At 68.7% G+C, this 18,381-nt stretch carries 20 protein-coding genes and 2 pseudogenes; 10 read left to right on the top strand and 12 right to left on the bottom strand.

The annotated features are described in order from the left end of the window. Nucleotides 1-88: 88 nt before the first annotated feature. Entirely contained in the window at nt 89-259 is a 171-nt protein-coding gene (locus tag ACZ4MH_RS14525) for a hypothetical protein (RefSeq protein WP_351586078.1), read from the bottom strand. Nucleotides 260-430: 171 nt separating this feature from the next. On the opposite strand from ACZ4MH_RS14525, the gene ACZ4MH_RS14520 reads away from it, so the two are divergent. After that, nucleotides 431-1,141 carry a TVP38/TMEM64 family protein gene (locus tag ACZ4MH_RS14520; RefSeq protein WP_351586076.1) on the top strand — a complete coding sequence of 237 codons (711 nt, stop codon included), beginning with the start codon at nt 431-433 and terminating at the stop codon, nt 1,139-1,141. Between the two features lie 311 nt (nt 1,142-1,452). Here ACZ4MH_RS14520 and ACZ4MH_RS14515 read toward each other — a convergent pair whose 3' ends face one another. Then, nucleotides 1,453-1,923 (bottom strand): ATP-binding protein, encoded by a 471-nt coding sequence (locus tag ACZ4MH_RS14515; protein ID WP_351586074.1) that lies wholly within the window; start codon nt 1,921-1,923, stop codon nt 1,453-1,455. 173 nt (nt 1,924-2,096) lie between these two features. On the opposite strand from ACZ4MH_RS14515, the gene ACZ4MH_RS14510 reads away from it, so the two are divergent. The 7 genes from ACZ4MH_RS14510 (at nt 2,097) to ACZ4MH_RS14480 (ending at nt 8,632) form a co-directional block, all read left to right on the top strand. After that, entirely contained in the window at nt 2,097-3,374 is a 1,278-nt protein-coding gene (locus tag ACZ4MH_RS14510; protein WP_351586072.1) for a helix-turn-helix domain-containing protein, read from the top strand. A 134-nt stretch (nt 3,375-3,508) separates the two neighbouring features. Further along, on the top strand, nt 3,509-4,051 hold the full coding sequence (locus ACZ4MH_RS14505) for a flavoprotein (protein WP_351586196.1): 543 nt from the start codon (nt 3,509-3,511) through the stop codon (nt 4,049-4,051). A 710-nt stretch (nt 4,052-4,761) separates the two neighbouring features. Then, nucleotides 4,762-5,634, top strand: coding sequence for an undecaprenyl-diphosphate phosphatase (locus ACZ4MH_RS14500; RefSeq protein ID WP_351586070.1), 873 nt, complete (start codon nt 4,762-4,764; stop codon nt 5,632-5,634). Nucleotides 5,635-5,794: 160 nt separating this feature from the next. Further along, complete coding sequence (locus ACZ4MH_RS14495; RefSeq protein ID WP_467754516.1) at nt 5,795-7,087, top strand: MFS transporter; 1,293 nt, start codon at nt 5,795-5,797, stop codon at nt 7,085-7,087. Nucleotides 7,088-7,385: 298 nt separating this feature from the next. Continuing rightward, nucleotides 7,386-7,958 (top strand): sugar O-acetyltransferase, encoded by a 573-nt coding sequence (locus ACZ4MH_RS14490; protein WP_467754523.1) that lies wholly within the window; start codon nt 7,386-7,388, stop codon nt 7,956-7,958. Nucleotides 7,959-8,069: 111 nt separating this feature from the next. Further along, on the top strand, nt 8,070-8,255 hold the full coding sequence (locus ACZ4MH_RS14485; protein ID WP_351586064.1) for a hypothetical protein: 186 nt from the start codon (nt 8,070-8,072) through the stop codon (nt 8,253-8,255). Between the two features lie 125 nt (nt 8,256-8,380). Then, nucleotides 8,381-8,632 (top strand): DUF2277 domain-containing protein, encoded by a 252-nt coding sequence (locus ACZ4MH_RS14480; RefSeq protein WP_351586062.1) that lies wholly within the window; start codon nt 8,381-8,383, stop codon nt 8,630-8,632. A 56-nt stretch (nt 8,633-8,688) separates the two neighbouring features. Here ACZ4MH_RS14480 and ACZ4MH_RS14475 read toward each other — a convergent pair whose 3' ends face one another. Continuing rightward, nucleotides 8,689-9,510, bottom strand: a complete 822-nt coding sequence (locus ACZ4MH_RS14475; RefSeq protein ID WP_351586060.1) for an endonuclease/exonuclease/phosphatase family protein — start codon at nt 9,508-9,510, stop codon at nt 8,689-8,691. Nucleotides 9,511-9,806: 296 nt separating this feature from the next. Then, a complete protein-coding gene (locus ACZ4MH_RS14470) occupies nt 9,807-10,433 on the bottom strand; it encodes a flavin reductase family protein (protein ID WP_351586058.1) in 627 nt (208 codons plus the stop codon). 120 nt (nt 10,434-10,553) lie between these two features. Here ACZ4MH_RS14470 and ACZ4MH_RS14465 point away from each other — a divergent pair, with 120 nt between their 5' ends. After that, nucleotides 10,554-11,834, top strand: coding sequence for a recombinase family protein (locus ACZ4MH_RS14465; protein WP_351586056.1), 1,281 nt, complete (start codon nt 10,554-10,556; stop codon nt 11,832-11,834). Nucleotides 11,835-12,278: 444 nt separating this feature from the next. Here the strand turns inward: ACZ4MH_RS14465 and ACZ4MH_RS14460 are convergent. Both ACZ4MH_RS14460 and ACZ4MH_RS14455 read right to left on the bottom strand, forming a co-directional pair. Beyond that, a pseudogene (locus ACZ4MH_RS14460) lies at nt 12,279-12,485 on the bottom strand (transposase); the annotation flags it as partial. Between the two features lie 34 nt (nt 12,486-12,519). Continuing rightward, nucleotides 12,520-13,257 carry a VOC family protein gene (locus ACZ4MH_RS14455; protein WP_351586054.1) on the bottom strand — a complete coding sequence of 246 codons (738 nt, stop codon included), beginning with the start codon at nt 13,255-13,257 and terminating at the stop codon, nt 12,520-12,522. 61 nt (nt 13,258-13,318) lie between these two features. Here ACZ4MH_RS14455 and ACZ4MH_RS14450 point away from each other — a divergent pair, with 61 nt between their 5' ends. Beyond that, complete coding sequence (locus ACZ4MH_RS14450; RefSeq protein WP_351586052.1) at nt 13,319-14,089, top strand: transposase; 771 nt, start codon at nt 13,319-13,321, stop codon at nt 14,087-14,089. Nucleotides 14,090-14,175: 86 nt separating this feature from the next. Here the strand turns inward: ACZ4MH_RS14450 and ACZ4MH_RS14445 are convergent, their stop codons facing one another. The 6 genes and pseudogenes from ACZ4MH_RS14445 to ACZ4MH_RS14420 all read right to left on the bottom strand — a co-directional run bounded on the left by ACZ4MH_RS14445 (nt 14,176) and on the right by ACZ4MH_RS14420 (nt 18,184). Further along, a complete protein-coding gene (locus ACZ4MH_RS14445) occupies nt 14,176-14,943 on the bottom strand; it encodes an SDR family NAD(P)-dependent oxidoreductase (RefSeq protein WP_351586050.1) in 768 nt (255 codons plus the stop codon). A 184-nt stretch (nt 14,944-15,127) separates the two neighbouring features. Continuing rightward, on the bottom strand, nt 15,128-15,664 hold the full coding sequence (locus tag ACZ4MH_RS14440; RefSeq protein WP_351586048.1) for a cyclophilin-like fold protein: 537 nt from the start codon (nt 15,662-15,664) through the stop codon (nt 15,128-15,130). Beyond that, a pseudogene (locus ACZ4MH_RS14435) lies at nt 15,661-16,345 on the bottom strand (SDR family NAD(P)-dependent oxidoreductase). Before ACZ4MH_RS14435 ends, ACZ4MH_RS14440 begins: the two are co-directional and overlap by 4 nt. Nucleotides 16,346-16,502: 157 nt before the next feature. Further along, nucleotides 16,503-17,360, bottom strand: coding sequence for an aldo/keto reductase (locus ACZ4MH_RS14430; RefSeq protein WP_351586046.1), 858 nt, complete (start codon nt 17,358-17,360; stop codon nt 16,503-16,505). Beyond that, a complete protein-coding gene (locus tag ACZ4MH_RS14425) occupies nt 17,357-17,791 on the bottom strand; it encodes a cupin domain-containing protein (protein WP_351586044.1) in 435 nt (144 codons plus the stop codon). Before ACZ4MH_RS14425 ends, ACZ4MH_RS14430 begins: the two co-directional genes overlap by 4 nt. A gap of 72 nt (nt 17,792-17,863) precedes the next feature. After that, a complete protein-coding gene (locus ACZ4MH_RS14420; protein ID WP_351586042.1) occupies nt 17,864-18,184 on the bottom strand; it encodes a carboxymuconolactone decarboxylase family protein in 321 nt (106 codons plus the stop codon). Nucleotides 18,185-18,381: the final 197 nt, after the last annotated feature.

Below are 18,381 nucleotides of genomic sequence, written 5' to 3'. Positions count from 1 at the left end.
GTGATGATGACGGCGGCTCAGCGCCGTACGGACCCCTCGACCGGCCCGACCCTCCCCCTGCGGGGCCCGCCGGACGATCCGGGGAGGGTCAGCTTCGGACGCCGTCGAGTGCGGCGGTGGCCGGCAGGACGGCGGCCCTGGCCGGGAGGACTACAGCCCTGGCCGGGGCGGTGACGGCAATCCTGGCCGGGACGGTGACGGCAGCCTTCGGCGCGTCCGCGGCGGCGGACGTGAGCGCGAGGAAGGCGAACCGGGTCATGCGCCAAAGGATCGCCGACGGGCGGCGCCGCGTCGACCGATTTATCGCGGGCCGCGGCGCGCAGCGGGCACTTGGAACAGGCAGGGATCAGCGGGGAACGAGCAGCGGGGCGCCCTCCTCCCCGTACACCTTGTTACACCGCTGCGACGTCGAGTCGGTTACGCTCCCCTGATGCTCGATTCCGCTACCCCGCCCGACGCCCTCGCCGTGCGCTGTACGCGGCTCCTCCTGTCGCCCTGGTCGCGGCTGGCGCTGCTGGTCGCGCTGCTCGCGTGTGCGGCGACCGCCATGTTCGTATGGGAACCGCAGCGCCTGCTGGCCCACGGGTGGCCGCCGCACCTCTCCGGTGGCGCGGCCGTGGTGCTCTTCACGGTCGCGTACGGGCTGTGCACGACCGCGTTCGTCCCGCGTCCCGTGCTGAACGCCGCGGCGGGCGCCCTCTTCGGCGCGCAGATCGGCACGCCGGCCGCGCTGTTGGGAACAGTACTCGGCTCCGCGCTCGCCTTCGGTCTCGGCCGGCTGCTGGGCCAGGACGCCCTGCGGCCGCTGCTCCGCACCCGCTGGCTCTCCGCGGCCGACCGGCAGTTGAGCCGGCACGGCTTCCGCTCGATGCTGGCCATCCGGCTCTTCCCCGGTCTGCCCTTCGCGGCCACCAATTACTGTGCCGCGGTGTCCCGTATGCGGTGGCCCGCGTTCCTCCTCGCGACCGCGCTCGGCAGCATCCCGAACACCGCCGCGTACGTGGTGGCCGGCGCCCGCGCGTCCACGCCCACGTCACCGGCTTTTCTGATCTCGATGGGCTTCATCGCCGTCACGGGTCTCGCAGCGGTCGCCGTCGCATGGTGGAAGCGCGGCGCACTGCGCGGCAGTTCGGATTCCTGAGCGCAATCGCATGCGTGTTTGTTATCGCTGCACTTACACACATGCATCCGCACGTGCATATGCGTTTTTCATTTGCCGTCCCCGTATAGCACACGGTAACGGGCTGAGGGATCACTCGGGATATCGGGAGACAAGAAGAGCGACCGCGCGCTGCGGGGGCCAGGCAGCACCAGTCGCACATTCTCATTCACCGTCAGCTATTCCCCTGACCAGTGCTGAGCAGTAGAACTCAGCCTCAATCGATTCCGGTCAATTGCCTGCCCGGTACGAGCCATTCCATTTACCGTCCGCGCCGCGTCACCGACGCGCCGTCAGACACAGCGCAGCGGAACGCGTGCGCCGGCGAGGTGCGCCGCCGTGCCGCCTCCGGTCGGAGCGGTCGTACGCGGTACCCAACTGACCGGGATCTCCGCCCAGCACCGCTTGCCCGTCGGCGTGCGCTCGGCGCCGTGGTCGACGGATAACGCCGCGACGAGGAACAGCCCTCGCCCGCCCTCGTCGTCCATGTCCGCGAGGCACGCGCTCGGAAGCTCGGTACTGGAGTCGGAAACCTCGATCAGCAGGGCCTCACCGTCCAGTCGTGCGCTGACGGCGACGGGTCCGCCGCCCGCGTGCTGGACCGCGTTGGTGATCAATTCGCTGGTTACCAGTTCGACGTTATCGAGTGACTGGGCGTCGAATTGCACGCTCCAGCCCCGTAAGTCGCTCACTACCCGGCGCCGCGCTGCTGCTGCGGCGGCGGGCGTACCAGGCACGGAGAAGGTGAGCCCGTGCGCTTGCATGAGTGGCCTCCTGACTGAGTGGGCAACTCAGGCAAGCAGCGATACGGCCGCGATGGCCAGATCGGACGCGGCGGCTGCATGACTCATGCAGAGGCTGCATCACTCTCGATTATGGTTTCATTACGCTCGGTTGAGCAGTCAGGATCGGCGACGGCAAAGGGGCCGTGGCACACATGGTCGACGCACAAAGTGAAGCGAAGAGGCTGGGCGAAGTGATCCGCCGGGCGCGAGTGCTGAAGAAGCGCTCGCAAGCGGATGTCGCCAAAGAGCTTGGCTATCACCAGTCGAAGGTGAGCCGCCTCGAAGGCGGCCGGGGTACCGAAGACACCCGCCTGTTGCGTGAAGTCGCACAGGTGCTCGGTATTCCGTTGGACAGTCTCGGCCTTGCTGCCTCCCCGGATGTAAGCACCGCCGACCCTGAGGCAGAGGACATGTACCGCCGCACCTTCCTCGCCGCGAGCATCGCCGCGCTCGCGACACCGGACGTACCCGCGCCCGTCGCCCATGACGACCTGGTCCGTTCGCTTCTTCCCGGACCGGGCAAGGCAGCCGCCCGGCCGGCACTGAAATTCGCCGAGCTGCGGGAGCGGGTGGCCGCCGTGCGCCGCCTGTTCTACAACTGCAGTTACAAGGAACTGGAGGGCGCCCTCCCCGACGTGATCGCCGATCTCCGGCACGCCACCGACGGCAATTCGGCCGAGCTTTCGCAGCTTTCCGGCCTCCTTGCCACCGCGTACCAGACCGCGGCCGGCCTGCTCCTGAAGCAGAGCGACCACGGGAACGCCTGGCTCGCGGTGGGCCGCGCGATGGCGGAGGCGGAGCGCTCGGAGGATCCGGAGGTGCTCGCGTCCAGCGTCCGCGTCCACGCGCACGTCCTGGTACGCGAGAAGCACGCCGCGCAGGCCGTGGCGATCGTCCGGCACACCGCCGATCAGCTCTCGGGCTCCTACGACCGCCGTACGCCGCGCTATCTGGCCGCGTTCGGACTGATGCTGCTGCGCGGGGTCACCGCGGCCAGCAGCAGCGGAGACCGGGCCGCGACGCGCGAAATGCTCGACGAGGCACGGGAGGTCGCGCGGTACGTCTCGCACGACCGGCCGGACGCCTGGGCCAACTTCAGCCCCACCAACGTGGAGCTGCACACCGTCAGCGCGGCCGTCTCGCTCGGCGACGCGGGGCAGGCGCTGGAGGCCGCACGCCCCCTCATGCGCCGTCACATCCCCGTACCGGAGCGCCGCGCGGGCCTGTGGGTGGACGTGGCCCGTGCGTACAGCCAGCAGGGCAAGCTCGCCGACGCCTTCCAGGCACTGCGCATCGCCGAACGCTGCGCGTCCCAGGACATCCGCCGGCCCGCGGTACGCGAGATGGTCGCCGACATGGCCGCCCGCGACCGCCACCGCGCCCTCCCTGAACTGCACCTCTTCAGCCGCCGCCTGGGAGCACCGGCGTGAGCGGTCCGAACGTGGCCGACGGGGACGCGGATCCGGGCGTGCCCGATAGGGACGCGATCGCGCCTGATGGCGACGCCGATCCGGGCGTGCCCGGCAGGGACTCGGACCCGGGCGTGCCCGGCAGGGACTCAGACGTGACCGGCAGCCGCCGGAAGCCCTTCCTGTACGTCGTGCTCTGCGCGGCGGGCATCGCCGACGACGTGGACAAGCTGATCACTTCCGCGCAGCAACGCACCTGGCACGTCGGCGTCATCGCCACGCCGCGCGGTCTGGAGTACATCGACGCCACCGCGATCGAGGCCCAGACCGGCTTTCCCGTGCAGTCGACCTGGCGCGCGCCGGGCGAGCCGCGCCCGCTGCCGCCCGCCGACGCGATCGCGGTCGCCCCCGCGACGTTCAACACGATCAACAAGTGGGCCCAGGGCATCGCCGACACCCTCGCCCTCGGCATCCTGTGCGAGGCACACGGCTTCGGCATCCCCGTTGCCGCGCTGCCCTACCTGAACGCCGCGCAAGCCGCGCACCCCGCGTACGCACAGAGCCTGGCCCGGCTGCGCCGCATGGGCGTCCTGCTCGGCGACTACGCCCCGCACCCGCCCCGCACGGGCGGCGGCCGCATCCGATTCCGCTGGGAACAGGCACTCGACCTGCTGGCACCGAAGCTGAGGCGAGCCTGAGCGCAACTAGGCGCAGCCAGGCGGAGGGTACCCCGGATCCCGTACCCGGACCGTGCGTGCGCCGGTCCGGGCAAGGCCGTCACGAACACAGGGCCGGGGTACGCCCCTCGTGGGTACAGGGCCGGGTACGACCGTCACGAATACCGAGCCGGTGAGCCGGGCGGTTACAAGAATCGGACCAGGACCGCCACAACCGCAGCCACAAACGCGGCCACAAGCGCCGGGGCAAGCGCAGCCACAGGCGCCGGGGCCAGCGCAGCCACGGGCGCAGGGGCAGACCGGGCCAGAACCGGGCCGATCGCCTGCCCGTCACTTCGGGACGCTACGCTGCCCTACGACCGGCGCAAGATCGCGTCGCAGCCCGCCCACGAGCCACACCACTCACCAGCTGTGCCATCCATCAGTGATCCGCACGTGCGTCTGCACGCGTACGCGCCCAGCGTCCCGCGTCCCGCGCCCCGTGTCGTACGCAGCGCGCCCTGCGCGTCACGCCTCAGGTTGCTTGATGCGGCATCAGCTCCGCCCGACCCAGCCAGCAACGCCAGCAAACGGCCGAGCCCGAGGACGACGACCACGACGCCGACCCCGATCCCCTCCCCCGAACCGGCACGCACCGCGGCCGCACGCATGACGGCCGCCACCCCGAACTCCCTGCCGACCTGCGCATTTGCTGGTCGCGGCACGATCACCTTCCGGATGGCGTACTACCCATGTCTTGGTTTGAATCATTCATCCTTGGGCTTGTCCAAGGCCTGACCGAATTCCTTCCGATCTCTTCCAGCGCGCATCTGCGCCTGACCGCGGCCTTCGCCGGCTGGCACGACCCCGGCGCCGCGTTCACCGCGATCACCCAGATCGGCACCGAGACGGCCGTACTGATCTACTTCCGCAAGGACATCGTCCGGATCATCTCGGCCTGGGCCCGCTCGCTGGGGAACAAGGCGATGCGGCAGGACCACGACGCCCAGATGGGCTGGCTGGTCATCATCGGCTCCATCCCGATCGGCGTTCTCGGCATCACCCTCAAGGACGCGATCGAGGGCCCGTTCCGCGACCTCCGCCTGATCGCCACCACGCTCATCGTGCTGGGCGTCGTCCTCGGCATCGCCGACCGCCTGGCGGCACGCGACGAGACCGGCGGCCGCCACCGGGCCGCCAAGCAGCGCAAGACGCTCACCGACCTCAGCGTCAAGGACGGTCTGCTCTTCGGCGTCTGCCAGGCGATGGCCCTGGTCCCCGGCGTCTCGCGCTCGGGCGCCACGATCAGCGGCGGTCTGCTCATGGGGTACACCCGGGAGGCCGCCGCACGGTACTCCTTCCTGCTGGCCATCCCCGCCGTACTGGCCTCCGGCGTCTACGAGCTGAAGGACGCGGGCGAGGGCCATGTGTCCTGGCCCCCCACCATCTTCGCCACGATCATCGCCTTCGTCGTCGGCTACGCGGTGATCGCGTGGTTCATGAAGTTCATCACCACCAAGAGCTTCATGCCGTTCGTCATCTACCGCGTCCTGCTGGGCATCGCGCTGTTCGTACTGATCGGAGCGGGTGTGCTGAGCCCCCACGCGGGAGAGTCGGCCGGCTGACCCCCGGCCGAAAGGAAGCCGACCCTTCGCCCCGGCCCTTCACCCCGGCCCCAGTAAGACCCAGTAAAAAAAGACCCAGTAAGACCCAGTAAGCCTCAGTAAGAGGGGTGGACTGTACGAGGGTTCGGGGAGACGGGCGGGTTCCATGAAGCGTTACTTGATGACGGCGTTCGGGGCGCGGCTGGCCGAGGAAGGCATGGCCGTCGCGCTGGTACTCCTCGCGATGCAGCGCACCGGGAGTGCGGCGCACGGGGCGTTACTCCTCACCATGTGGATGGCGCCGCACGCCGTCGCCGCACCGCTGACCGGGGCCGTCGCGGCGCGGATGCGGCGACCGCGCCTCTTCTACTGCGGCGCGCTGACCGGCTTCGCCCTGGCGATCGGCGGACTGGCGCTCACGGTCGGCCGAGCGCCCACCGGCCCGACGCTGGCGATCGCCCTTCTGGGCGGGAGCTGTGGCCCGGTCGTCTCCGGTGGCCTGTCGAGCCTCGTGGCCGTACTGGCTCCGGACGACACCAGCCGCGCACGTGCGTATGCACTGGACGCCGCGGTGTACAACGCGGCCTCGGTGACCGGCCCGGCCGTCGTCAGCCTCCTGGCCGGTATCTCCTCCCCCGCCATCGCGACACTCGCCCTCGCCGTCATCGCAGCTACCTCCGCGTCCCTGACCACCGTCCTCCCCCTGCACCACACCCCAGGCACCCCGGGCACCCAAGCCCCAGCGAAGCGTCCAGCAAAAGGTCCAGCGAAGAGTCCGGTGCAAAATCCGGTGAAAAATCCGGTGAAAAGTTCGGCGCGAAGCCTGGTGAAGAGCGTCGCGAGCGGAGGGGAAGCCATGTGGCGCGTCCCCGAGCTGCGCGCCATCACCGCCGCCACATCTCTCGCCTTCGTCGGCGTGGGCGGCCTGACCACGACGGCGGTACTCCTCTCCGAACACCACGGGCAGCCGGAGGGCGGCGGCGTGCTGATGACCGTCTTCGCGATCGGCGCCCTCGCGGGGTCGCTGCTTCTCACCCGCCGCAATCCGGCCCTGCCGCCACAGCGCCTCGTCAACTACAGCCTCGTGGGCACGGGACTGGCCCTGATGGCCGCCGCCGCGCTCCCTTCCTTCGCCGCGAGCACTGCGCTCTTCGCAGCAGCGGGGCTGTTCGACGGGCCTTTGCTCAGCGCCACGCTGCGTATTCGCGCCGCCCACGCGCCACCGTCCGTCCGCACCCAGGTCTTCACGCTGGGGGCAGGGCTGAAGATCTCCGCGGCGGCCTGCGGCGCGGCGCTGACCGGCGCGGCCACCGCGCTGCCGGCTCCGGTCCTCCTCCTGATCATCGCTGCCCTCCAACTCTGCGCTGCTGCGGCTTACATCGTCATGCGAGCGCGGGGCCGCGTGTCCCCGCAATCGGTCGTTCCCGGTGGCCCCACTCCCCGCGCTGTCAGGGAGTGGGGCCGGTCCGAGTAGCGCCAGCAGCTCGGATAGGAACATTGCTCACGGTAGCGGGGGCCACTGACAACCGCGGGCGCGCCGCCGGCCGGGCGAACCGTTTCGGGACGCCCCGGTCACCGAGTTCGCCCAGCAATTCCAAGGGCCCCGCCGTCGGCAATTCGCCCGCAGGAGTGAACTCGCCACGCTCCCCTACTCCTTGACGCACCCGTCCCCCTCCGAAAACGTAGCCGGAGCCCGACCCGGGGCCCAGGCCCGGGCTCCGGGGCCTGCCGATCGAAGAAGAAGGAGCCCCGTGGGCAAACACAAGGACAGCATGCTGGCCGGTGACTGGTACATCGCCGATGACCCCGAACTCCTCGCGGACACCGAACGCCGCATCGAACTCTGCGCGGCGTTCAACGCGACCGCCGGACACACGCCCGGCACGTACGACCCGGCCCGGCGCGACGCGGTGCTGGCGCAGCTGCTCGGTTCGGTGGGTACGAACGTACGGATCCGCCCGCCCTTCCACTGCGACTACGGATACCTCATCAGCATCGGCTCCGGCACGTTCGTGAACTTCGGGGCTGTCTTCCTCGATGCCGCGCCCATCACCATCGGCGCCCACGTCCAGATCGGCCCCAACGTACAGCTGCTGACCCCGACCCACGAGCTCGACGCCGAGCGACGCCGGGCCGGTTGGGAGAAGGGCCTACCGGTGACGATCGGCGACAACGTCTGGCTCGGGGGCGGGGCGATCGTCTGTCCGGGCGTCACCATCGGTGAGAACACCGTGGTGGGCGCCGGTGCGGTGGTCATCAAGGACCTGCCGCCGGGCGTTCTCGCCGTAGGCAACCCCGCCCGCGTGCTGCGCAAGCTGGACGAGACGACGAACGACACGAACTGACGGCCCGGCAGCCCGGCGTCCGGCATCCGGCATCCGGCATCCGGCATCCGGCATCCGGCCCCAGACATAACTCACAGTCGATTGTCAGTGCTTCCCCCTAATATGTGTCCCATGTCCGCAACTCATCTCCTTCCGGGCCAAGTCCGCCCCTCTGCCGCCGAAGTGAACGACTGCATACGGCGGTTCGTCCGGGCTCGGCGTGGCTGTGCCTGGACGGCCGAGGACCGCGAGGAGTACGCACACCTTCTCGCGGCATGGACCTCGGCGATGCGGGACGAGATCGTCACGGCGGCCTGAGACAGGACGGGCCGGACCGGACCGGCGACGTACAGGACGGACGACACAGGACAACGGCAGGACGACGCCACGACGACGACACCGCACGTCGCGCGCCCGGCCGCGCGACGAGGGAGACTGGCTCCATGTGCCGCAGTATCAAGACGCTCCGCCCACCGACCACCCCTGACGTGACAGAGGAGGACATTCACGCTGCGGCCTTGCAGTACGTACGCAAGGTCTCCGGATTCCGCGCACCCGCCGCGCACAACCGCGAGGTGTTCGACCAGGCCGTGGACGCCGTCACCGCCGCGACCCGTGACCTCCTGGCGGACCTCCACGTACGCGGCAGCACCCCACCCTCACGCGCAACACACCCAACACACTCGACGACCTGAGCACCACCCCCACCCCCTCACCGCCTACTCCCCGCTCACCGCCCATCACTCACCACTCACCACCCCACATCTGCCTGTACCGGCAGGTGATCACTCGGATACTGTCCGTCCTGCGCGAAGGTGTTGATCTCGGCGCGCAGCGTCCGCACGGACGGGGAAGTGAGCAGCCAGTCCACGCGGTCGCCGTCCGGGACGAGCGGCCGGTAGCCGTGGAACGTGGCGTACTGCGCGCTGCGCTCCTCCGCCACGTCCCAGGAGTCCACGAGCGACCCTGCGCGCAGCATCGTCTCGTACACCGGATTCCCGTGCGCGGCGACATTGAAATCGCCGGTCACGATCCTGGGCGGCCCCGCCTCCAGGCCGCGCAGCCGGTCGGTGATGAGCCCAGCGGAACGCTCTCGCGAGCCCTGGTGCGCATGATCAAGATGGGTATTGAGGGCGTAGAAGTCCGTGCCGGCCAACAGGTCGCGGAAGCGTACCCACGTCACCATCCGGATGACCGTGTTTCCCCAGGTCGCCGAGCCGATCACATACGGCGTACCGGACAGCCAGAAGTGGTCGTACTCAACAGGCCGCAGCCGCCGCGTGTCATAGAAGATCGCCGCGAACTCATCGCGGCTGCCGCCCGCACGCCCGGTCCCTAGCCAGGAGTACCGCGCTCCCAGGTCCTGCGCGATCTCCTGCAGCTGCCCGTACAGTCCCTCCTGCGTCCCCAGCAGGTGCGGCGCCTCCCGCCGCAGCAGCTCGCGCATGATCGGGCGGCGCCGATCCCAGGAATTCGGCCGCTCCTCCGAGGCGTACCGCAGATTGAACGTCATGGCCCGCAGCCGCTGCCCGACGCCTCCTCCCGCAGCCGTCCGCCGTTCCACAGCCACCACCTGAGCGACCCCACCGGCCCCACTGGCCCCACCGACGGACACACTCGCACGTGCGGATGCAGTTGCGACCACATCGCCTCCAGCCAACGATCCGAGCCCTATCGCCCTACCGCCCTTCCGCTCTCCTGCTCTTCCACCCTCTCCCTCCAGAACACCGGAGAGTCTCAGCCCTCCCCGTGATGTGGAAGTAGCCACCGACCGGCACCCACCGGAATTCGCCAGGACGCCCCCGGCCGGGCCCGGCGCTCGCCGGGAACACCAGCCGCCCCGCAACGCATCAATGGCTGACGAGCCCCTCAGCCACCGCTGCTGTTCGAAGGTCCCTCCCAGTCCGCGTACCGGATGCGGGAGATCTCCCGTACCTCCCCCACCGTCGCCCACTCGTCCCTGCCCAGCCGGGACAGCGGGCGCAGTTTGCGAATGTCCGGATGCCCGTCGGTCATGACGTCCTCGGCGACCACGGCGTGCACGACCTGCCCGAAGACGACCGTGGAGTCCCCGAAGCGCAGCGTGCTGTGCAGCCGGCACTCAAGCGCCACCGGCGAAGCGGCCACCCGAGGCGGCTTCACATACCGGCTCGGCTCCGTGGCGATCCCCACCTCCTCGAACTCGCTCACCCCGTGCGGGAAATCCGTCGCCGTCTCGTTGATCTGCTCGAAGAGCCCTTCAGGCGCGAGGTTCACGACGAACTCCCCACTGGCTTCGACATTGAGCAGCGAGTCCTTCCGCCCCACGGAGGTGAACTGCACGATCGGCGGCGAGACGGACGAGATGGTGAAGAACGAATGCGGGGCCAGGTTGGCGACGCCGCCGTCCTCGGCGATCGTCGACACCCACGCGATCGGCCGCGGCAAGACCGTAGCGGTCAACAGCCGATAGAACTCGTTGCGGGATACCTGCTGGGGATCGATCTCGATACGCATGATCACCAGTATCCCCAGACGCAACCGCGCAGGCTAACCCCAGATCGACGGCATCACCCAACCCCCACTTTCGGCAGACAGTGCCCGGTATCGGACTCACCGAGCACCAGGAGCCGAACCGTGACAGCCGTCCAGCCCCTCTGGGAAGACTTCGAGGTACCCGCCCACGCCCGAGGCGGTCAGGTAACCCTCAACCTCTACGACCACCTCGCCGCGTACGCCCCCAAGCGTCCCGGCGCCTACCTGCGCATCTCCTCCGACCGCTTCGGCCTGGAAGCCGGCGTCGACCGCCAGCTCGAAGACGCCGAGGACTCCCGGAAGCGTCTGCGCTGGGGACCGTTCGCCAAGCTCTACAAGGAGAACGACACCTCCGCCTTCAAGAAACGCAAGGTCATCCGCCCCGCCGGGGCCATCGACTGGATCGTCCTGCGCCCGGAGTTCCGACAGCTCCTCGCCGACCTGGCCGCCGGCGTCATCTTCTACGACCTCGACCGCCTCGTACGCCAGCCCCGCGATCTCGAAGACCTCATCGACATCGTCGAATACGTCAAGCGACCGGTCACCGGCGCCACCGGCGGCCGCATGAACCTGATCAACGACAGCGACCGGCACATGGCCCGCATGATGTGCGTGATGGCGCTGAAGTCCTCCGAGGAAACCGCCCGCCGCGTGGCGCGCCAACACCTCTCAGCCGCCCAGAACGGCATGGCCCAGGGCCGCATCGCCTACGGCTGGGTCCGCAAGGGAGAGCACAAGGGCGAGCTGATCCCTGACGAAGCCGACCTCGTCGTCCGCATCTACCAGGACTTCCTGTCCGGCGAGTCCGCATACGCCATCGCCAGGCGGTTCAACGCCGAGGGAATCAAGCCTCCCGAGGCGCGCACCTGGTCGTCCAACATGATCAACAAAATGCTGCGCAATCCGCGATATGCAGGAATGGTCGCCTACGGCGGAAGGCACCGCGTCGGAGGCGCGCGGAATGATGACGGCTGGTCACTGGTGCTCTTCGACGACGACGGACGTCCCTACCTCGGCTCGTGGGAACCCATCATCGCGCCCAAGCTCTGGTCGCAGGTCCAGTTCGAGCTGCAGCGGCGCCGCCAACAGGCCGGCATCCAGCCCGGCAAGGCCCGACCCGCCCCTGTTCGAAAGTACTTCCTCTCGGCCGTCCTCCGCTGCTCAAAGTGCGATCGTGGCCTGGTCGGCCACGCCTACAAGCAACGCAAGACAGGAAGGTCGTCCGCGACTACATCTGCCCACCCACCGTCCGAGGAGGCTGCGGCGGAACATCCATCGTTGCCGGCACCACAGATGCGGCAATTGAAGAAGCCATCAGCGCCTTCCTGCGCAAGCAGCTCCGAACTGCGGCAGACAACCAGGAGAGCACTGCTGACGCCATGACGGCCCTGCAGGCACGTGTGGACCAAGACCTCGCTCGGAAAAGCGATCTCATTCAACGCTGGTCCAGCGGAGCCCTTCATGAGACGGACCTGTCCGAAGAGGACTACTTCGCGATGCTCTCCGGGCTGAACCGGAAGATATCCAGGGCTCGCACACAGATAGAAGAGCTGGAAGGCAACCCACCTCCCAACATCTCAATCGATCAACTCATCCAGAATTGGGAAGGAGGTACGCTACATCAACGACGTGCGATAATCAGGCGATACCTCCACCACATCATGATTCTCCCTACTCCTCCACTCCAAGGATTCAATCGCAGTGAGACCGTGAAGGAACGTCTCGCCCCATCGTGGAAAACACCCGAAGAGATCGCCCACTAAGGGTTGTCCCGTAAATGATCTTTGCTGAGCCGGGGACACGGATGCTGTCGGGCGGGTGGTTTGCTCAGCCCGTCAGGGCGGGGTTGTGCAGGCGTGCGATGGCGAGTATCGCGTGGTGCACACCGTCGTCCTTGAGGCGGCAGTCGCGCAGGATCTTCCAGCCCTTCATACGGGCGAAAGTATGCTCAACGCGTGCGCGAACTCGCTTGTGGGAGCGGTTGTGTTCCCGTTTCCAGCCCGGGAGTTCGGCCTGGCCTTCCGCGCGGCGGTGCGCACCGCCGCGCGGGAGCGGACGGAGCTCCGCGTCAGCCCCGGCCGAGGACGCAGAACTTGTTGCCCTCCGGGTCGGCGAGGACGACCCAGGAGACGTCACCCTGACCCACATCGGCCCGTGTCGCGCCGAGACCTTCGAGCCGGGCGACCTCCTTCGCCTGATCCTCGACAGGGTCGGACATCACGTCGAGATGGACGCGGCTCCATACGACCTTGTCATCCGGCGTGCGGCGAAACTCCAGGTACGGCCCGACGTGCTTGACGGAGCGCAGCAGGGCGCGGTCGTCGGTCAGCTCATGGACGGTCCAGTCGATCGCCTCGCCCCAGAACCGGACCATGGCCCGTGGGTCGGCGCAGTCGACGACCACGGCGGCTATGGGCCCGGTGTCCCGGTAGAGCTCTCGGGGCTCCAGGACGCTGAACACGTTGCCTTCCGGGTCGGCCAACATCGTCCGCGGCACGTCGCCCTGGCCCACGTCGACGGGCGTCGCCCCGAGGTCTTTCAGGCGTGCTACCAACTCCGCCTGATGGGCGTCGGAGGTGGTAGCGAGTTCGATGTGCACGCGGTACTTCACCGTCTCCGGGTCCGGGACGCGGACGAGATCGACGCAGACGGCGGACGGGTCCGGCCAGTCGAAGCCCACGGGTTCCAGGTTGGTGACTCCAGGGCCTTCGCTGGAAACACCCCAGCCGAGCGCCTCCGCCCAGAACTGGCCGAGCGCCGAGTCGTCCCGGGCCTTGAGGTTCACCTGAACAAGTTGCAGCGTCATGCTGCATACCCTAAGGGTTGGTTGTCCTATAATGCCTGGTCACGGCTGAGATGGTCTTGGCGTGGCTGGTGTGATCACGGCGTCGGAGCCGTCCTGGACAGCCCCTTTCAGCGGGCTGAGCCCGCGCTGCTTCGGCAAGTTGGTGACCCTGGTGCGCCGCGAGACCGCGAACGAGGCACGGCTCGGACGTCCGTGGAGCCTGCCCCTGAAGGGCCGGGTTCTGCTGGTCACCGCTTACTGGCGCACGAACTTGACGCTGCGCCGGCTCGCTCCGCTCTTCGGCGTCTCCAAGTCGGCTGCCGACCGCATCATCGATCACCTAGGCCCCAAGCTCGCGCTTCAGCCGCGCAAGCGGTTCGCGAAGGACACCGTGCTCATCGTGGACGGCACCCTCGTGCCCACCCGCGACCACACGATGGCCGAGCAGTCGAAGAACTACCGCCACTCGACCAACCACCAGATCGTCATCGACGCCGACACCCGGCTCGTCATCGTGGTCGGCCGGCCGCTGCCCGGCAACCGCAACGACTGCAAGGCGTGGGCGGAGTCCGGCGCGAAGGACGCCGTCGGCACCACGACGACCATCGCCGACGGCGGCTACCCCGGCACCGGCCTGGTAATGCCGCACCGCCGCGCGGAAGGTCAGGTCGAACTCCCGGGCTGGAAGCGGGAACACAACCGCTCCCACAAGCGAGTTCGCGCACGCGTTGAGCATGCTTTCGCCCGTATGAAGGGCTGGAAGATCCTGCGCGACTGCCGCCTCAAGGGCGACGGTGTGCACCACGCGATACTCGACATCGCACGCCTGCACAACCTCGCCCTGACGGGCTGAGCAAACCACCCGCCCGACAGCATCCGTGTCCCCGGCTCAGCAAAGATCATTTACGGGACTTTGCCTCGCTCTTCCGGCCAGCGACGTCACTGGGCGGTGTAGCCGCCGTCGACGGGGAGAGCGATGCCGGTGACGTAGCTGGCGCCGTCGCTGCACAGCCACAGGACGGCCTGGGCGATCTCGTCGGCGGTGCCGAGGCGGTCGATGGCCTGCCCGGCTTCGGCCTGGTCGCGGTTGAGTTCTCCGCCTTCGATCATGGCGTCGACCATGGGGGTGCTGATGGTGCCGGGACAGACGGCGTTGACGCGGACGCCGCGGGAGCCGTATTCGAGGGCGGTGCTCTTGGTCAGGCCGAGCACGCCGTGCTTGGTGGCGTGGTAGGCGGCGCGGCCGGGGTTGCCGACGAGGCCGCCGAGACTTGAGCAGTTGACGATGGTGCCGCTGCCCTGGTCGCGCATGTGGCGCAGCTCGTGCTTCATGGACGCCCAGATGCCGCGCAGGTTGATGTTCTGGACGCGGTCGAACTGTTCGGCGATCTCGTCGGCCGCGTCGGTGGGCGGGGGCATGATGCCGGCGTTGTTGTAGGCCATGTCGAGGCGTCCGAAGGTCTCCACGGTGCGGTCGACGGCTGCCGCGATCTGGTTCTCGTCGGCGACGTCGCAGACCAGGGCAAGGGCCTGGTGGCCGTCGTCGGCAAGCTGCTTGGCGGCGGCGTTGACGGCGTCCGCGTCGATGTCGGCGAGGGCGACGGCGGCTCCCGAGGCGGCGAAGGCGCGGGCTGTGGCCAGGCCCATGCCGGAGCCGGCGCCGGTGATGAAGGCGACCTTGCCGGTGAAGTCGTAGGTGGGGTTCATCAGGGTTTCTCCCAACGAGGTCGTGCGGGGCGGACGTTGTTCGGTGCGAGGTTGCCGCCGGCGTCTGCCCCGCAGGCTGCTCGGTGGTCTGGGCGCGCTGGGCGACGATGCACGTGGGGCTGCCTGTTCCGCTGAGGGCGAGGGCGAAGTGCTTCTTCCCATACGAGAGGAGTAGTGGTCGGGGTCAGGAGGCGGCCTCGATGGTGATGCGGTCCGCCTGGGACAGTTGGCGGGCATCGGCGTCGATGTGGCCGAGGATCAGCAGGTCCTCGGAGGCGGAGGGGCCATCCTTGTAGAAGATGGCGAGGTTGCCCCACGGGGCGTAGTAGGTGAGGTCCCCGGTCTTGGGTGCTTGCGGTTCGGGGGCGTTGTCGGTGGTCAGCTTGCGCGGCGGGTCGGCGATCCGCTCGGTTCTGTGGAAGTCCTCCAGGTCCAGGTGGAGCGGGAGCAGGGAGACGAAGTCGCGGGCGGCGGGGCTGTCGTTCAGGGTCGCGCCGACGGGCCGGCCGTCGAGGGTGACGCGGATGTCCATTGGAGCGTTCCTGTCTGAGCCGGTCGGACTCGCTGATGCCGAAGTCTGTGCGGAGGCCGGGGCGGACGACGATGCGGAGCCGGTGGCGGGGGCCTGCTCGGCTGAGCCGTCGGAGCAGGCGGTCGCGGCCGGCAGCAGCGCGCCGGCAATGGCGGTGGTCGTCAGGGCCCGGCGGAGGGTGGAAGTCATGGGGTGCTGTCCTGCGGGTCGGGCATGGGCTCGGCGTAGTGTCGGAAGCCGTCGCGGGCGGTGTGCAGGCCGTACAGCCGCTCGGCCAGGACCTCGGGGCTGGAGGTCGCGGAGTCAGGGCTGATCGCTCCGGGGACGATCAGCTGAGTGACGTGGATGTCCTCCGGCGCGAGCGCGGTGTGGAGCAGGTGTGCGTAGGCGCTCTCGCCGGCGAACGCGATCGAAGTTCCGGCTACGCTGCCCTTGGGGCGTACGGCGCTGCCGCCGTTGACGAACAGCAGCGTGCCCCGACCGAGGTCCCGCATCCCCGGCAGGACCACGTTCACGCAGGTGACCGGGGCTTTCACGGAGAACGCCAGCGAGGCGTCCAAGTCGGCGGCTGTGGTCTCCAGCACGGGCTTCATGAAGTCGGGCCGTGGCACGGGGCTGTATTGCAGGATCTCGATCGGCCCCAGGTCTTCGGCAGCCGTGCGCAGGGCGCCGGCCAGCGCGTCGGGGTTGAGGACATCGGCACTGTAGCCGCGGGGCCCGGATTCCGTCGCCGTCCAGCGCGACCACCAGGTCATCGAGGTGCCCCCGGTCGCGGGCCAGGAGTGCGACGGTGTGCCCCGCCTTGCCGAAGCGGCGGGCGGCGGCCAGACCCAGACCGGGTCCTGCGCCGACCAGTGCGAACGTGGTCATGGTGAGCCTTTCAGGAGGTGTGGATGAGGAGGCCGGGGCGCTGTGTGATCACGAATCCGATCCGCGCGGCTCCCGCATTGGCACCTCGGCGCGGATGCGTCCGGCTCGGTGCGTCATGGCCGAACCCGTGCCGGCTCCAGGTGGCTCTCGTCCGGTGTCACTTGCCGCTGTAGACGGGGAAGGCGCTGTGCTCGCCGTAGTCCACGTCGCGCAGGTCCCGCAGGGCGTCCATGTCGTCGTCGGAGATCTGGAAGTCGACCTCAGCGTTGGAGCGCATGTGCTCGGGGTTCGCCGTCTTGGGCAGCGACACGGTGCCCAGCTGAAGGGTGTAGCGGATGCACAGCTGGGGGACGGACACGCCGTACTTCTCTGCCATCGCCTGGACTTCGGCGTTCTTCAGGATCGCGCCGTGGGCGATCGGAGAGTACGCCTCGACGAGGATCTGCTTGCTCTCGCAGTAGGCCAGGAGGTCGGAGGGGGTGTTCCCGGCGTGCACGAGCAGCTGGTTCACGTGCGGGACGACGGTCGCGCCCCGCAGGATGTTCTCCAGATCGCGCTGCCGGAAGTTGGAGACGCCGATGGACCGGATCTTGCCGGCCCGGTGGGCTTCCTCCAGGGCACGCCATGCCTCGCGGTTGCCCTCGGCGTAGTCGCCGCCCCGGAAGTCGTCCCACGGCTGCGGGCTGTGGATCATCATCAGGTCGATGTGGTCCAGGCCCAGCGTGGCGAGAGAGCCGTCGATCGCGGCGACCGCTTGGTCGTAGTCCTTGATCTCCGCGGCGAGCTTGGTCGAGACGAACAGCTCGTCGCGGGGTACTGCGGCGGTGCGCACGCCCTCGCCGACGCCGCGCTCGTTTCCGTAGGCCTGGGCGGTGTCGATGTTGCGGTAGCCGATCTCCACGGCCGTGCGGACCGCCTCGGCCGCCTGGTCGTCGTCGATGAACCAGGTACCGAGCCCCAGCCTGGGAATCTCGACGCCGCCTGCCAGCGTGTAGGTCTCGTCCAGGATGGTCATGCGGTCGCTCCGTTCTTCGGCAGCTTGCAGTACACCTCGTCGGTTACGGGCTCAAGCCATTCGTTGCTGACGTCCTCGCCCGGCGTGATGAAGGCGACGTGGGAGAACCACGAGTCGGCCTTCGCGCCGTGCCAGTGCTTCGTGCCCGCCGGAACGCGGACCACCGTTCCCGGCTCCATGCTGACGGGGTCCTCGCCCTCGGCCTGGTACCAGCCGCTGCCCGCCGTGCACAGCAGGATCTGGTCACCGCCGCCGCCCGTGCCGTGGTGGATGTGCCAGTTGTTGCGGCAGCCCGGCTCGAAGGAGACGTTGCTGACGGGAACGCTCCCCGAGGCGAGCGGAGCCAGGTAGCTCTGGCCGATGAAGTACTGCGCGAAGGCGTCGTTCTTCTCCCCGAGGGGGAAGATCTGATCAAATCCGTTGACGGACATCTCGTTCTCTCCGTTGATTTCGACACGCCCCGCTGACCGTGCGGGGCATCGTTGCGCGGGTCGCGCCGGTGATCAGGCGGCCCGCTCGTCGGCGATCTTCTTGAGCTGCGTGATCGCGGTCATGGCATTGGGCCACCCTGCGTAGAAGGCCAGGTGCGTGATCGCCTCGGACAGCTCCTCCACCGTGAGCCCGTTGTCCAGGGCCACACCCAGGTGGTAGGGCAGTTGCTCGCTGCGGTAGAGGGCGGCCAGCACACTCACGGTGACCAGGCTGCGGTCCCGCGGCGACAGCCCGAGCCGCTCCCACACGTCCTGGAACAGGACCTCGTTGGTGATCTCGACCAGCTTCGGCGCGATACCGGCCAGCTCCTGGGGTGCGGACTGCTTCGCCATGAGGGGACTCCCTACGATCATTCGAACACGGGATGCGGCACTTCTCACCGTCGGCCCTGCCGGTCCCGACGGCATCCGCAGACGGGTTCCCACCCTTCGCGGACCGCAGCCACATCCACTGCCACCATCGAGGAAACCGCAGCTCACAGCCGTGCGGAAGGCACTGCCGTTACAGGTACTGACAGAACCCCCCAGCC

The organism is Streptomyces sp. NPDC026301 (assembly GCF_055567935.1).
Note: the sequence above shows the minus strand (reverse complement) of the source record. Positions and strands in the feature narration are given on the sequence as shown.